This window comes from Endozoicomonas atrinae, assembly GCF_001647025.1.
Lineage (GTDB): Bacteria > Pseudomonadota > Gammaproteobacteria > Pseudomonadales > Endozoicomonadaceae > Endozoicomonas > Endozoicomonas atrinae.
In genome coordinates, this window is record NZ_LUKQ02000146.1 from 1 (window position 1) to 14,369 (window position 14,369).

Below are 14,369 nucleotides of genomic sequence, written 5' to 3' on the forward strand. Positions count from 1 at the left end.
AGATCAACGTGCGTTCATCGCCGATGGCGTGCCAGCGTTGTGTACCCCCGTGGTTTTGTGTCACGGCAGTGATCTGGCTGTATCCAGCGTAACTTTCCGGGCTGGTCACAACATCGGCAATCTGCATCTTAAAGCCCTGCTGCTGATTACCGTCAGACTCCACGATCAGGTACATATCGTCCTGATGGGCTGAATGATTTTTGTACACGGTGCGGCTACTGTCTGGCACCGTCGAGGTCATTTCCTTTGTCCAGCCAAATCCCGGTTTACTGCCGTATCCGGTCACCAAAATCGCATCGAGCACTTCAATGATGGAATTTTTATAAGCGCCATAACCGCCGCTTAAATATTTAAATTCCGGGGCACCTGAATCGTTCCAGCTGTAGTATTGAACCGGCATCAGTCCGCATCCCCCCGAATCTGTAGTGTAAAATCGTCGTTAGTTTCCGTTCCCTGACCTGAAAGGACTGTCCTGCAAATCCAGATAGGTGCAAGGCAACCATCGGTATTAAATCGAATAGCATTCCCTGCTGCCCAGCCAGTTCCCCAACCATCAGCCCGGATAGTGAAGAAGGGCACGCCTGTTTCCGGGTTCAGCGGTGCTACATCAGCAATAATGTTGCCGGTTGCTATGATCCCTAGCTTTTCCTCTACGATCTGGAATGCTGAACCACTGGTGAAAATGATCGCCCACTTGCCATAGATGGCTCCCTTGTTGGTGGTTTCCACCGGATAGTTGATGGTGTTGTATTGGGCTGTTGTCTGGTCGCCGATCCGATGATCTGTCCAGTTCGGGTCGCCGTTGTCCCAAACCTTCTGGCTGAAAAAGTTTTTCACTCTCGCCTGAAGATCGCCATAGACGACTGCACTGCTCACCGTGGTTTCTATTGCAGGCAGGTCCCAAGGCACCGGGGAGATAATGGAGAGGTCGCCGTTGATCTGAACGTCACTTAATACGCTCATATGCTCGACCCGATCCTTAATGGTGAAAGGTGCAGTCAGGGGATTACTGCCAGCATCAATCAGGCTCAACGGATCGGCAAAGGTAACGGTTCCAGCCTCTCTATCGACGGTGTATTGATCGCTGGCCAGTGGAGCCCCGCTGCTGTCTTCCACGACAATGTCTGCCTGATGGTCACGAGCCAGGTTGATCACCTGATCGGCCGTTGGTGTGCCAGCATCTGTGTTGGAGGTGTGGCTGATGACCACAATATCCCCGGCACGATAGATGGGCACCTTGCCATCGGGAGGGAGGCGAACCGGATCGAGCCCGATCAATTCCGCATCGAGCGGCAGGCTGGTTTCCACCACGCAGTTATAACGAACACTCTGCGGGATAACGTAGATTGGCTTCTCTTCAGGAGAGCTGCCGTCGATAAACTGAAGCTCACACCAGCCTGTGGTTACGTCTATTTTACCGGCCACTTCTGCGGTGTTGAACTCGCCATTAAAATCCGCTGTGGCCGTGATAATGTCCCCGTTATCCACCCGAACCGCCGTTAGCTGCAAACTGCCCTGACGGATCGGGGCACCGGGCGTTCGGAAGGCGACCGCATCAACCATAAAGCCAACGCCGATGGTCGCCGCTGCTTGAATGCTGGCGGTATTGATCGTTCCTTCCGGGTAGCTGGCCAGTGTCGCCATACCACCGCTGTAGTCAACCCTGCCAACCTGAACCCCGGCATTGGTTTCGGTGCTCAGGTTTTTATAGAGAGAACCGTCCCGGTCAAAATAGGTTTCACCGTTCCATTCAAAGATCACGCTGCCGGGGAGCAGGACGGTATTGTCCATCAAGGGCAACAGATCAATGGTCAGTTCTGGTGAGGTGATATTCTCGTTGTACGGTGCATGGGCGAGGTTGCTCGCCTGTGCAATGGCCGTAATGGTGCTGCCGTTGAAGGTTTGGGTTTTGGCGGTGTTGGTCACGTCCAGCTTTCGGACATAACCATTAAACGTCTGCTTGATGACGTATTCAGGATAGGTGTACTGCTCCAACGCCAGAATGGTAAACGCCCCGGTCTGGTAATCAATGCTGCCTGTCACCCCACGCCAGCCACCCGTTGTATCGTCGCTGATCTGTTTAGCGACGTTCCGGGTGGTTTCATAGGTAGTCCAGTCATCCTCGTTTCTGGTTTCACTCGGCACATTAGACAGCTGCTCAACCAGAAATTGCAGCTGGATAGAACCTGGGAGCAAGGGAGCACCGGGAATGCTGCCGCTCATTACGCCCTGACCATCGACCGAGACAATCACCTCGCCACCGGCACTGGTGCCTTCTTCATAGGTCAGTTGGATCTCGGTGCCGCTGTCGGGCAGGAAATCCAGCTTAAAGCTCAATTCGCCGGGAGCGTAATGAATGGCACCGTTGCCGTCTCCAATCAGCAGGCCGTTACCCTGATCAGTCAGGGTTTTATTCTCACCGGAGGAAACATACGTTGCCGTCATCGAGCCGGGTTTGATGCCGGGTTTTTCGACGGTATGGCGAAAGGTCATATCATTCACAGGCACCGAGCCAGTTCGGATCGTCACCTCATCATCATTCTGCGCCACGTAGCTGAAAACGATGGCACTGTCAGGATCGGGCAGCGCATCGAGGGTGATTGCAGCCGATCCCGTTGCAAAGATAATGGTTCCAGAGCCAGAGCCTTCCATCTGACCAGCGCCGGTATCTCGAATGTCCTGCCATTTTCCGAGAGCGATATAACTGACTACTAGTGTTCCCGGCCTTGGCTTGGCCTCGGCCATATTCAGGGTGTAGTTAAAGCCCCGGTTCTGGTTGGTGATCGGGATAGCCCCGCTGATCGCAGCCCCGGTAATGGCAACGGCTGGCTGATAAGTCGCATTAGCTGTGGCCGTGGTATAGCTGCTCGCTCGCCAAACGTTAATCTCCCCTAGGTCATAATCTACGGTCAATTTGCTGAAATTATTGGTCCCGCTTTTATGGAGCAGATGACCCGCACCGTCATCTTCAAAGGTGCCGCCATCCAACGACAGAGAGAGGGTTTTCGGTAATACGCCACGCTGGACATAGGTTCGGCTCTGGTTGCCGGTAATATGCACAAAACGACAGCTGACCGAACGGGTAGTACCAGCAGTGGCTACCATCGTTTTGCCGGTATAGCCACCATATTGATCGAGCAACGGGCTTTCGACCTTAGCACTCGGCACCAGTGGCGCATAAACGCTCTCGGCCTTAACCGTTAAGTCGCCAGCGGTCACATTGGCACTCAATGGCTGAATGCCGTAATAACGGGAGGTATCGGCTATCTGTGTGCCATAAATGGAACTGGTTTCTTCCTCCGGTTCTCCGGGGACCGGCTGCGCTCCGATAAAGGTTGTCACCAGTGGGGCACTGATCTCCATTTCTACCTTACGCCGGTTAAAGTCCACATACTCTGAACCGTTGTGATAGGTAAACGTCACCACAGAATGATCAACGGCAGTAATACGGATAAACTGGCTCGTTAGCCCATCCGGTGTGGTGAGCTTATAGACCTCGCCAATTTCAGGAACCGCCCATTCCTCACGCTGATAGCCAACAATGGCTCGTTGGCCTTCAAGCTGGTCGCCGACCAGTTCCCAAGATGCTTTAATGCCGGGGACGACATAACTTTCTATTCTGTCTCTGGCATCCAAACGCTCATCGGTCTGACTGTCGGTATTGAACAGCAAGACCGAGACATTCTTATCCTTGGGAGGCTCGGTCAGGATCAAATGACTGCCGAGATAAATGTCATTGTTATCGGTGCTGATCCCAATAAACGCCTTACGCAGGGCAACATCACCAATGGTTCGGTCGATCCGGGATATATCCTGAAAGAGATTATTGACGTTGCCATCAATGACCTCGTTACCAGTCACCCGACCGCCACCGTCTTCTTCATCCGTGAGGCGCTGGCTTTCGAAAAGTTTTACGTCGCTATTGGTAATAGCCATAGCAAATCCTTATGCTTGGTTGACATACTTGGAGAATGAGTTGTGAAAGGGAGGAACTTTTTTTAAAAAGAGGTACTCTTATTCAGCTATTCGACAATTCAATAATTAATTAACTTAAAAAATGTTTAAATCAAATACTTCTACTGGATCAACAAAATTAGATTTATATGTTCTGGACCCAGAAAGATGTCGAGCTACTTCTAAAAATTCTCAATCTTTATTATTAAACAATGGTCGTTCCGTAGAAATAAATGATCCATTTCCATCAGGCCTTCTTTCATCAACATTCCCTCAACAAAACTCAGACTTGATTGATGCCATCTTTTTTTCTAGCGACTGTGTTTTTGACAATGTCAAAGTTGAAACCAACGATTTAAGATCCGTTAAATGGAATCAACTGTATTCATCCAAACCTATTTCATCTACATCTGACAGCTTTGCTTTATCACAATCAAGTGATAGACCTTTCAGATGTCATTTTGATGGGTGCGAAAAGGCTTTCAAAAAAAGATCAGGTTTAAAAACACACTTATTTATCCATAAACCAATATCAAAATACAGATGTAGCTATCCTGAATGCAGCGAGAAAAGTTATTTTCGAGATAAACACCTGCTTGATAGACACACCAGATCAAGACATACAAAAGAAAAACCTTATGAATGTGAATTATGTCATAAAAGCTTTACACGTTTAGATCATGTTAAAAAACATATGCAGACTAAAGCACATCAAAGCTAGTTCTTCTCACTCAAGCTTGATAGTTATTAATCTAACTTTAAGATGGTAATGGTCGCAGTCCTCTGGGTAGGCAAATGGTAAAACCTGCTGTGCCTCAACAGGAGCACCATTCGACCGATCAAAGATAACGGAGAATTGTCGGTTATCTGGGAGCGTCAACGTCATGGTTTTATTGGCTGCTTTGGAGAGAGCAAACAGGCTCTTGACCGTCAACCGGGAGACCCAACCGGCCTCGCCATTGCCAGAGAGAACGATTGGCCTGCCATATAGTAGTTGCCCTTCCTGAACCAGCAAAGCCCCGGTCAGGCTTCGCTCGGTGGTTTGCTCGACGGGGTTCCATTCAAACTCATTGATCCAGAGCAGATCGTCCGGGAGGGTAATGGTATCCAGTATCATCAGACCGTCCTCATGCCTGCATTTTTCAGGGCTTCCAGCAGTTTAATTTCATCCGTTGAATCAATGCCGACATTGACCGCACCGCCGGGGTATTCGAGCCGGATAATTTTTTGTGGAGCCGGTTGTGTGGTTCGGGTGGTTGGTGCCGACGTACTCACCTGGCTCTCTCGGAGGATTTGGGCTTTTTCATTGTTGGCCTGCCGGATACGTTCGTTGTAAATCTGCTCACTGATCCGCAGGGCAGAAGTGATATTCTTGATCGCCTCCTGATCCCCTTTGGCGATAGCCTCGGCCTGCTGTGCCTTCAGATCGTCACGCTGCGTTTGATAACGCCGTTGCTCAATATCCGACTGCCTGCCCTGTAATTCATCCAGTTCATCTTGCAGGCTGTTGAGGGTATTACGGGAACTCTCCCCAAGGCTGGCCATGTTTTGCTCTGCCGAGCGAATAGCATTGTTGAGGCGGTCTAAATCCTGATTGTTCAGGAGGTTCATCGTATCAGCGGCTCGCTCACCCTGACGGATAAAGCTTCTCGCTGTAGAGCCGCCGAACTCATAACTCTCTAACAGTTCTTCGAGGGCGATCTTCTGCTCTAAATACTGACTTTTGACATAGGCAGCATTTTTCGCAGTTTCATTCATCCAACTACTTATGCCGGTGACATCGAAGGTATAGGAGTGCTGTAGCTTGTTGAGTTCTTCTCTGGTTTCTTCGAGCTGACTTTTTAGTTCGGCAATGCTGTTGATCGCCTGCTCGGTGTTGACGTTACCAACGCCGTTCATGGCCACAAAGGCATCGTGCGCCGCACCACTCATGCCCTGTAGTTCTGCTGTCAGAGTGTTGTAATGACCAGCCATGACTCCGGCAATGGATGCGGTGTCTTCAAGAGCTGCTGTTTTTTGCTCACCAGCCTCGGTGACTTTATCAATACTCTGGCTTGTGCCTTCCGCCTCCTTTTTCAATTGCGCCAGCTTCTGGCGACTGGCTTCCAGTGCCTGGGTGTATTCTTCCTGAGAGAGTGTTCCAACAGAAAAGGCTTCGGCCAGTGCCACACCAAGGCTGGCTAATTCGGTGCGGGTTTCAGCCGCGTTGATCTGGCTGATGGCATCGGCTACATCGGTATACGCCGCTTTGGTGGTTGCTGCTGCCTGCTTTGCGGTTTGGCCAGTCTGCTCAACGTCTGCCCGGTAACGCTCCTGTTCTTCTCGTACCTGATCCCAGGTCACCTTGCTTTCACGACGAATGCCTTTTTGTGTCTGTTCATGCTGTTTCGAGAGGGCTTCGTAAATGCCCACCAATGCGTCTTTGGCGGCATTGGAATCTTCACCGGTTTGTTTGGCAAACTCTTTACCAAGAGAACGCAGGTACTCCGTGGTTGCCTGCATCTCTTTGGCAATGGAGTCAGCACCTACGACCTCTGCCAGCTTGCCCCAGCCGAAGATGATTTCTCCAATGGTATAGAGAAAAGCCGTAGCAAAGCCTTTCACCGCCAACGTGAAACTGTTGAAAAAGAAAGTGACGGTATTGCCAGTTACCGTGAAGGTGGTTTTCAGCTTATCCATCACCGTAGTGATGGTGGCAAAGCTGGTTTCTACCTTTGAAACAAACCCGTCAAAAGAAAGGCCAGACAGCGCCGATTGAATGGCCTCGCCCATGGCAATAAAGGCATCGCTGATTTTTTTCGCCAGAGCCTGCAAGCGACCGTCCTGATTCATCGCCTCTATTTTCAGGGCGATGGAACCCAGCAGGTTCTTGGTGTATTCCAGGGCACCACTGTCGGCAATTTCAGCCAGGAACTGCTGCCAGCTGTCTTTCAGGTTGCTGACATAACCAGACAGCAAGCTCATATTCTTGGCTGCTGCCCCTTCAGCACTTTTGCCTATTTCGGCAATCAGCAAGGCGATGGTATCCCGTCCCAACTTCCCATAAGACGACAGTTTCTGTAACTCCTGCACGTTTTTGCCCGTGGCCTTTTCCAGCAGTTCCCACACCGGAACGCCACGCTCTACCAGCTGTAGAATCTCCTCTCCCTGAAGTTTCTGTTTTGCCCAGGCCTGACCGACAGCCAGCGTGATGCCATTCAACCGCTCCATACCACCGCCCAGCTTGGAAGCCTGATCGACAATGGCCTGCATAGAACCATTCATGGGATCGAGACCAAAAGCTTTCAGCCGGACAAACGCTTCAGAGACTTCTTCCAACTGGAATGGCGTGTTGCGGGTAAAGTCCTTAATCCAGGCCAGCGCCCGTTCACCTTCCACCATGGAGCCCATAATGGCTTCCAGCTGAACGCTCAGGCGCTCAAACTTATCGCCAGTGGTCAGAATGGACTCAATGCCACGCTTGATGGTGTACAGGCCTGCCCCTGCTGCGATCAAGCCAGCGAACCGTCTGGTTAGACGACTAATACCCGATGATGCCTGCTGGGCATCCTTCGTGATGCTCTTTAACCCAGAGCGTCTGAAACTCTTTGAGGCTTCTTTGACCCGAGTATTGGCTTTCTGGAAAGCCGCTGACGTTTCCCGAATTTCCTGGGCAACCCGCTCCTGTTGTTGCGCCAGCTGGCGATTGGAAAGTCCCGTCTGCCCCAGACTTTTGCGCAACTCAGCCAGTTTCTGTCGCTGCGCATGGTAAGACTGGTTAGCTGACACCACCGCTTTACGGGCAGACTCCAGCCTGCGCTGTAGAGTCTTTGTGGGTTTCTCTGCCTGCTGATATTCCCGGGCCAACCGTTCAACCTTCGTCTCAGCTTCGCGAAAAGCCCGGACAGCCTCACGCACAGCAGACGTCTGTTTTTGGAAAGACGACAGCAATCTTTGTTGCTGCTCCAGTTCGGTGAGTTGGCTCTTGAGGGATTGGGCTGAACTACGCAGGGAGTCCAGGGAGGCGGCAGACTGCTTAACCGGACGTGACAGGGTATCCCGCGCTTTCAGCACCAACCGAAGCGCGGTTTCTTTGATGGAGGACATAGGAAGCTCAGCGGGTTATTGGGCCAGATCCAGCTGCATAAACGGACTCAGGCCCTGACCGGTAATGGTAGGATCGGACAACACATCCAGCTGCAAGGGAATGTTGGCAAAGTCATCGGAGATAAAGCCTAGGTTTTGTACCGGTGAGAACTTGACCCGATGCACCCGGATATTAAACGGCAGCCCTTCCTGGGCATCGTTCAGGCCTTCCATAAAGAGCACAAACTCCCGACCGGACTCCACCAGTGCCTGAACCATATTGGCAGGTAGTGGTGTATAGCTGACCTTAATCCCCAGATGATCAATACCACCGCCATCAATAACCTTGATGCCAGACTGAGTCAGTTCATAATCATCACCAGCAACGAGCGTAGTATCCAGGCTGTCTTTGACCGTGATGGACTGATTAAGGTCCGGTAGCCGTTTAAACGGAATCAGTTCATCCGCTACGCCATGGCTAACCAATGGCTCATCGGTAATCGCAGTAGTGCTTGCCTGGTTGACCGTCCCCCGCAACGCCAGAGAAATATTACTCGCCGTAAAGTCATGAGCCACCACACTGGCGGTAATGCCCGACACCCGACTGATCACATTACGGTTACCTCCGCCACCCAGGTAGTTTTTCAGCTCCTTGCGATCCTCTTCAAAACTGAAGGTAAACTCGCTGACATTGCCAATCGGCAACAAGGGTGCCGACAGGTCATAGGGCTGGATATGAATACTGCCTGCGCCAATAAAACTACGGTCTGTTTGTGACATAATGGATCTCCTATCCTATAGGTTCGGGTGATCAAATTGCGGGAGTGAAATGAATGGCCGAGTCATTCTTCGAACAACAAAATGTGCTCGGACTTACCCTGGAAGTCTGCTGCAAGGATCCTGTCACCGGCTTTTTTCGTGACGGCTTCTGCCATACCCATCCTGATGACAAGGGAGGTCATACGGTCTGTGCACAATTGACCGATGAGTTTCTGCAATACTCTCTATCGCAGGGCAATGACCTGATCACGCCACGGGAAGCATGGGGCTTTCCGGGACTCAAGGCCGGAGACCGGTGGTGTCTGTGCGCTACCCGATGGAAAGAAGCGTTTGAAAACGGGGTAGCACCTCCGGTTTATATCCGGGCCACTCACATCAATACGTTGAAGGTCATTGAGCTGACTGTATTGAAGCAGTTCGCCATTGATCTCAGCTAAACGATGACTTCAATGCCCAGCTGAACATCGGCAAAAGACAGGTGGCCATGATTGGGAGCGATATCAAACTGAACTTCAGAGAAGCTGACCTTCCGGGCCTCAGGACAGAGTCGACCACCTGCAACCAGAAGATCACGCATCGTATTCACCAACGCTATCAGCTCAAATGTCGTGTTTTGATGGGTTCTCATGACCGCGCTGAGGTTTACGGTCATCAATGCTTTTATTCGCTCACCCTGCCGCCCCTGCTCCTGGATGGATTCCAGCTGAATAAGAAAAGCGGGCTGGCTCAGATCATCCGCAAGCCCTGTTGCGGAATACCCCAACAGAACAGTCTGTTGAGATGCCTTCAGGCGATCAACAAGGGACTGGATGATCTTCTGTTCAGGGTAATCTGCTGTTACTCTCTGATCTTGATTCATAAGCGTTGAAGTAAGGAAGTTCAGTTGAATCAATCAATAATGAATGAAGAAATGGCAGCCCCTGCGCGAACAGCCATTCTGTTCGATGCCGAAAATATTTCCTGGCAACTGGCTGAGCAGGCCATCGAGTTATCCACCCGTTTTGGCAAACCCATACTCAGGGCGTACGCAGACTTTTCCAAAGCACATACCAAGGGCTGGGAGAAACCGGCATTAATACATGGGATTCGTACCATTCATCAGTTCAGCTATGACAGTAAAAACAGCAGCAGTGACTTTTTAATGATGCACGATGCATTCAAGCTGGTGCATAGTGGCAAGATTGATACCTTTGTGATCGTCACCAATGACAGTGATTTCATCACACCGATTCAACTATTACGCCAATCTGGGGCCTACGTTCATGGCATTGGCATCCATGGTAAATGCGCAAGCTTATTAAAAGAGTCCTGTAACACATTTGATCTGATGATTGAGAAAAGCGAGCCTTTAGAGGTCATCATTGCTGAAACGACAAAACCAGCCAGCCCCAAGCCAAAACCGACACCTAACACTCCATCACCGACCATCTCCAAAAAAATCATCAAGCAACTTAACCATGCTTATCAAGTTACAGAAAAATCGAAAAAAGGCTGGGTAGAGGTATCCATACTGAGCCAGAAAGCCGCCATTCAAAAGAGTCCTTATAAAAAGTTCTCTTCTCTGCTCAAGCATTCAGGATGCTTTGAACTCAGAGACAACAATAAAAAAGCCAAGCTTATTACTGCCTGACGTTCAGTTCGTAATTCAGCTCCTGCTCCATCAACGTAGTGAACCGGTCGAGTAAAACCGGTTCCAGCTGTTGTAATACCGTACTGGCTGTGTTCCAGATAGGTACTTCTTTCTTTTCCAGTGGCAATCCCATCCACATCATACGACCCGATTTTTTGGAACGCTGGAATTTATGCTGCCAGGTGTCTTTCCGCTCAAACACCATGGAGTGAGTGGCGTTGACGGGGCGCATCAAAAAGGCACCCTCCCAAAAACGACGGCCGGTTCGGACACCGCTTCTGGTCTGGATGGGATTGCCCAGATAATGCGCCGGTATATCCAAAGCCCCTATCCAGATGATCAGGCTGTAATTCTGCCCTGCCCGATCGCCAGGCTGATACAGGGATACTCTCACCCGCCCCAAAGACTTCAACACCTTTTGGGTGATGCTCTGGCGTCTGGCCAACTCACGCACTATACGTCGTTCGGCAAACCGGGAGAGCTTGCGTAGTGATCGAACAATCGCTTTGCTGACTTTCTCAGGCGCATGATCAAACTGCTCAATGAGTTCATCAACGGTGCTGTCCAGATCCAAATCAAGCTTCATGGAGCCCCCACCAGGTCAGTTGACCATCGTCTTTCAGTTTCCGGTCAACCGTCCATTGCTGATCTGCGGACTGGACTTCATCGCCACGCTGCAATTTGAGGCTCGCTGGCAACGTAATGGACGTGACCGTTTGCAAAACCGCTTCATACTGACCGGCAGGCACCAGCGCTTTGGAGATGATGCCCCGGGTTTCTGAGAAAAGAGAGGCTCCCCGAAAGACCATCACCGGCTGACCAAAGGTAGCCAGCACCTGCCGGTTCAGTTCACTCAGTTCATCTTGCATTGAATCACCGCCCGGGGCTTCAGGCAGATCGGTAGCGGGTTGGACTGAGTGTGCAGCTGGACGCCTTTGTCGAAGTCGAGGATTTTCTGTTTGGCGTACCTCGGCAAGCCGATGGTGTTCACCGTTTCGATAAAGTCTGCCGGTGCAAACCAGGTGCGGAAGATACCGGTGCCCTCCGGAATCACATACGCCTCATCAGCCTTGATGAAGGGAATATTGCCCACCTGCCCCCGATACTCTTCCCAGTCAATGTCACCGAAGCGGAACCCGGATTTGGGATCATTGCGCAGCAAGGCACTGTCCTGGTAACGTTGATAGGCATCTTTGACATAGTCGTGTCCAACTAAGGCATCATAAAAGTCCGCACCGCAGAATGCCCTCAGCCCTGAATAGGGTTGAGCACCCAGAGCCTGATCCACTTTCCGGCGCAGCTTCACACACTGAATGCGCACGTCAGTGGCTGCATCACTGAACTTGAAGGTATGCGTCTGTTGGCTGACACCAAACTCCTGAAACAGGTCATAAATCACGGATGAGCCATCAGAATCTAGAATCTGACCTTTGATGGCTCCCAGCCGCAAATGCTCCAGGGTCACCTCATGGTTAGCATTCATCTCTGATAGCCGCTGATTGACTACCGTCCTCACCCCTTCCAGAGAACTCTCAGAGCCAAAGGCCCGAACATTCCGTACTTCATCCGCCACAATGGTGGAGTCGTAAGGGATATGAGGAATGACAAAACTGCGTACCTTCCGCTTACCACCCTTGGCTTGAGGTGCTGGCGCTCCCCGCTCTGAGGTAGGCAACAGGATCAACTCACCGTTACGGGACTCCACCATGGCGGTGGTGGTATTGATGCCGCTTTCGGTAAACAGACCGAGCTCACCAATGCGCCCAGGTTTGTAGGGCAGATCGTTTAACGTGGCCGTCAGGCTGGTCAGACTGAAGGCATCGTCATTAAAAATATCCAGCAGGCTCATGCGCGCTCTCCCTGTCGTAAAATAATATCCAGTGAAGCCAGCTCTTCGGTGGCTGTGACTTGTTGCTCTGCAGTGATGCCATCCGGCCAGACCAACAGGTCCTGATGTACCTCTGCCAGTCGGGCGATGATGACCGCTTCACCACCGGTTGCATCGGTAGTGACATGATCCCAGAGCACTCCGGAGGCCATCTGCAATCCAGTGTCTGCCGCCGGATCCAGTGGTCCATAGACTGCGGTGGCCGTGTTTTTGCCCAACACAGTGCCGGGCAGCAGTGTCAGATTCGCCGCCAGTTCAACCTTCTCCCGGCTGATGCTGTTGTTTCCTTCGGACACGATGAATTCGCCAGCGTGCACCGGCTCTGTCATGACAGGCATGGTTTCAGTTCCTTTGAGATTAGGGGGTGAGGTTTTAGGCTACGACCTGATTTCGCTTCTGATATACCGCCCGGGTATCAACCAACGGCTTGATGGTCTGACTCTGCTGGTTGGGTGTGAGGGAGTTATCCTGTGGTTCATCCTCTTTAGTCAGTAAATCAAACAATTCGGTTCTGACCTGCTCTGCCGATTTGCCTGACTGGATGAAGCCAGCGGCACGATCCGTGTTCTGGGCAGCAGCACACAGAGATTTAATGGTTTCACACTCGGTAAGACGGCGTTGAACGTCTTCGATCCCCTTATGATTGCGGATAAAACCTTCCGCCATTTCCGGATAACCGGCTTTATTACACAATGACATCACCGCCAATGCATGAACCGACGTATTTTCATCTTCCGGCTCAGAAGGTGGAATGAACGGAGGAAGTAATGGCTTAGGCACATGGTTAAAAGCACTGAGATCAAAGTGCGCTGCCAGCTGCACCGCTTCTTCCACCACATCCACCAGACCATGCCCTTCCGCTTCACTGGCCGTAAACCAGGTTTCCTCATTCATCAGGTTGATGATTTCACTGACCTGCAGCCCACAGTTGGCAGCGTACGTCTGGGCAATCACCTCCGTGGTTTTGTCCAGCATATCCGCCACTTTGCGCAGTTCTTCGGCATCACCGCCGACCCAGCCAAACGGGTTATGAATCATCATCAGGGCATTGGCTGCCATATGGATGGTGTCCCCTGCCATGGCAATGACGCTGGCAATGCTGGCGGCCAGCCCTTCAATCCTTACATGGATATGTGCCTTGTGGTGACGCAGGGCGTTGTAGATGGCAATGCCATCAAACACGGAACCACCGGGGCTGTTGATGCGAACCGTGATTTCACTGGTATCCAGATCCTTCAGGTCATGAACCAGTTGTCGTGCTGAGAGACCCGCCCAGTCGCCGATCACATCATAAATCAGCAACTCCGAAGGCTGATCAATCTGATTCTTCAAGGTATACCATGGCTTATTATTCAGGGGTTTCTTACTCATCCTTGTTTTCGTCCTTGTCAGTAGTGGAAGGATCCTTCGATGACTGCCTGCCATCGCTCTCATACTGCAGATTCAATTCATCCGCCCGCCGATTGTCGGCAGCGATTTCGTCATCAATCTGTTCACTGTCATACCCCTGTTCAGACACCACCTCAGAGCGGGACTTGAAGCCACTGCGTACAGCCAGGTTCTGGGCCTGCATATCCTGAACCGGATGCATGTAGGGCCAGCCCTGGGGAATCCATTTCACCCGGCGATAGTCCGCTTTGTTGTTATGGAAACGTGGAGCATGGATAGCCCCGCTGAGTACGGCCATCTCCAACCAGCGATTCCAGATCGGTCGACAGAACTGGAACACCAATTGATTGTGCTGAATTTGCTGAATACGTCGGCGGAACTCATTCAGAACTACCCGTAATGCCCGGTCACTGACGCCTTTCATATCGCCGGAGAGGATTTCGTATGGCAGCCCAATACCAGCTGCAACGGCCATTAATTGCTGACGGATAAAATCGGGATAATTGCTGGCGGCTCCCGGAGGTGTATTGAAGGTGATCTCCTCCCCCGGCGAGAGTTCCTGCATCGTGCCAGGCTCCATTGCCACCATGGGCACACCTTGCAGATCATAAACAATAGGCCGACCGGTTAATGGATCCACCTTTTCACCATCCGGAGCGGGCT

At 51.3% G+C, this 14,369-nt stretch carries 15 protein-coding genes; 3 read left to right on the forward strand and 12 right to left on the reverse strand.

Annotation, left to right across the window (positions count from 1 at the left end):
- A partial coding sequence (locus AK963_RS17980) for a hypothetical protein (protein WP_202969806.1) occupies positions 1-400 on the reverse strand: 400 nt, incomplete at its 3' end.
- Positions 400-3,936 (reverse strand): hypothetical protein, encoded by a 3,537-nt coding sequence (locus AK963_RS17985; RefSeq protein WP_066016822.1) that lies wholly within the window; start codon positions 3,934-3,936, stop codon positions 400-402. The genes AK963_RS17985 and AK963_RS17980, both read right to left, overlap by 1 nt.
- 121 nt (positions 3,937-4,057) lie before the next feature.
- Here AK963_RS17985 and AK963_RS31445 point away from each other — a divergent pair, with 121 nt between their 5' ends.
- Entirely contained in the window at positions 4,058-4,675 is a 618-nt protein-coding gene (locus tag AK963_RS31445) for a C2H2-type zinc finger protein (protein ID WP_083232744.1), read from the forward strand.
- A gap of 6 nt (positions 4,676-4,681) precedes the next feature.
- On the opposite strand, the gene AK963_RS17990 is transcribed toward AK963_RS31445, so the two are convergent.
- The 3 genes from AK963_RS17990 to AK963_RS18000 are packed head-to-tail and all read right to left on the reverse strand — an operon-like array spanning position 4,682 to position 8,799.
- The gene (locus tag AK963_RS17990) at positions 4,682-5,071 is read right to left on the reverse strand and encodes a hypothetical protein (protein WP_066016823.1); all 390 of its coding nucleotides are present in this window, start codon (positions 5,069-5,071) and stop codon (positions 4,682-4,684) included.
- Entirely contained in the window at positions 5,071-8,040 is a 2,970-nt protein-coding gene (locus tag AK963_RS17995; RefSeq protein ID WP_066016824.1) for a tape measure protein, read from the reverse strand. Before AK963_RS17995 ends, AK963_RS17990 begins: the two co-directional genes overlap by 1 nt.
- 15 nt (positions 8,041-8,055) lie before the next feature.
- Positions 8,056-8,799, reverse strand: a complete 744-nt coding sequence (locus tag AK963_RS18000) for a phage tail tube protein (protein ID WP_066016825.1) — start codon at positions 8,797-8,799, stop codon at positions 8,056-8,058.
- A 53-nt stretch (positions 8,800-8,852) separates the two neighbouring features.
- On the opposite strand from AK963_RS18000, the gene AK963_RS18005 reads away from it, so the two are divergent.
- The gene (locus AK963_RS18005; RefSeq protein ID WP_066016826.1) at positions 8,853-9,236 is read left to right on the forward strand and encodes a DUF2237 family protein; all 384 of its coding nucleotides are present in this window, start codon (positions 8,853-8,855) and stop codon (positions 9,234-9,236) included.
- Here the strand turns inward: AK963_RS18005 and AK963_RS18010 are convergent.
- Entirely contained in the window at positions 9,233-9,658 is a 426-nt protein-coding gene (locus AK963_RS18010; RefSeq protein WP_139117495.1) for a hypothetical protein, read from the reverse strand. The genes AK963_RS18005 and AK963_RS18010 overlap by 4 nt on opposite strands.
- A 24-nt stretch (positions 9,659-9,682) precedes the next feature.
- Between AK963_RS18010 and AK963_RS18015 the strand changes: the two genes are divergently transcribed.
- Positions 9,683-10,429: an NYN domain-containing protein gene (locus tag AK963_RS18015; RefSeq protein WP_139117496.1), complete on the forward strand. Its 747-nt coding sequence runs from the start codon at positions 9,683-9,685 to the stop codon at positions 10,427-10,429.
- Here the strand turns inward: AK963_RS18015 and AK963_RS18020 are convergent.
- The 6 genes from AK963_RS18020 to AK963_RS18045 all read right to left on the reverse strand — a co-directional run.
- A complete protein-coding gene (locus AK963_RS18020; RefSeq protein ID WP_066016829.1) occupies positions 10,419-11,015 on the reverse strand; it encodes a hypothetical protein in 597 nt (198 codons plus the stop codon). The two genes, AK963_RS18015 and AK963_RS18020, sit on opposite strands and share 11 nt — an antisense overlap.
- Positions 11,005-11,298, reverse strand: a complete 294-nt coding sequence (locus AK963_RS18025) for a hypothetical protein (protein WP_066016830.1) — start codon at positions 11,296-11,298, stop codon at positions 11,005-11,007. Before AK963_RS18025 ends, AK963_RS18020 begins: the two co-directional genes overlap by 11 nt.
- Entirely contained in the window at positions 11,283-12,278 is a 996-nt protein-coding gene (locus AK963_RS18030) for a major capsid protein (protein ID WP_066016831.1), read from the reverse strand. Before AK963_RS18030 ends, AK963_RS18025 begins: the two co-directional genes overlap by 16 nt.
- A complete protein-coding gene (locus tag AK963_RS18035) occupies positions 12,275-12,655 on the reverse strand; it encodes a head decoration protein (RefSeq protein ID WP_066016832.1) in 381 nt (126 codons plus the stop codon). The genes AK963_RS18030 and AK963_RS18035 overlap by 4 nt, the downstream gene beginning before the upstream one ends.
- A gap of 34 nt (positions 12,656-12,689) precedes the next feature.
- A complete protein-coding gene (locus AK963_RS18040; RefSeq protein WP_066016833.1) occupies positions 12,690-13,688 on the reverse strand; it encodes a head maturation protease, ClpP-related in 999 nt (332 codons plus the stop codon).
- On the reverse strand, positions 13,681-14,369 hold a 689-nt coding region (locus tag AK963_RS18045; protein ID WP_066016834.1), incomplete at its 5' end, for a phage portal protein. The genes AK963_RS18045 and AK963_RS18040, both read right to left, overlap by 8 nt.

Excerpts from the sequence above, each read along its gene's own strand:
- AK963_RS18020 (WP_066016829.1), bottom strand. The coding sequence starts at position 11,015 with ATGAAGCTTGATTTGGATCTGGACAGCACCGTTGATGAACTCATTGAG.
- AK963_RS18000 (WP_066016825.1), bottom strand. The coding sequence starts at position 8,799 with ATGTCACAAACAGACCGTAGTTTTATTGGCGCAGGCAGTATTCATATC.
- AK963_RS17985 (WP_066016822.1), bottom strand. The coding sequence starts at position 3,936 with ATGGCTATTACCAATAGCGACGTAAAACTTTTCGAAAGCCAGCGCCTC.
- AK963_RS31445 (WP_083232744.1), top strand. The coding sequence starts at position 4,058 with ATGTTTAAATCAAATACTTCTACTGGATCAACAAAATTAGATTTATAT.
- AK963_RS18035 (WP_066016832.1), bottom strand. The coding sequence starts at position 12,655 with ATGCCTGTCATGACAGAGCCGGTGCACGCTGGCGAATTCATCGTGTCC.
- AK963_RS18025 (WP_066016830.1), bottom strand. The coding sequence starts at position 11,298 with ATGCAAGATGAACTGAGTGAACTGAACCGGCAGGTGCTGGCTACCTTT.
- AK963_RS18010 (WP_139117495.1), bottom strand. The coding sequence starts at position 9,658 with ATGAATCAAGATCAGAGAGTAACAGCAGATTACCCTGAACAGAAGATC.
- AK963_RS18030 (WP_066016831.1), bottom strand. The coding sequence starts at position 12,278 with ATGAGCCTGCTGGATATTTTTAATGACGATGCCTTCAGTCTGACCAGC.
- AK963_RS18005 (WP_066016826.1), top strand. The coding sequence starts at position 8,853 with ATGGCCGAGTCATTCTTCGAACAACAAAATGTGCTCGGACTTACCCTG.
- AK963_RS18040 (WP_066016833.1), bottom strand. The coding sequence starts at position 13,688 with ATGAGTAAGAAACCCCTGAATAATAAGCCATGGTATACCTTGAAGAAT.
- AK963_RS17990 (WP_066016823.1), bottom strand. The coding sequence starts at position 5,071 with ATGATACTGGATACCATTACCCTCCCGGACGATCTGCTCTGGATCAAT.
- AK963_RS17995 (WP_066016824.1), bottom strand. The coding sequence starts at position 8,040 with ATGTCCTCCATCAAAGAAACCGCGCTTCGGTTGGTGCTGAAAGCGCGG.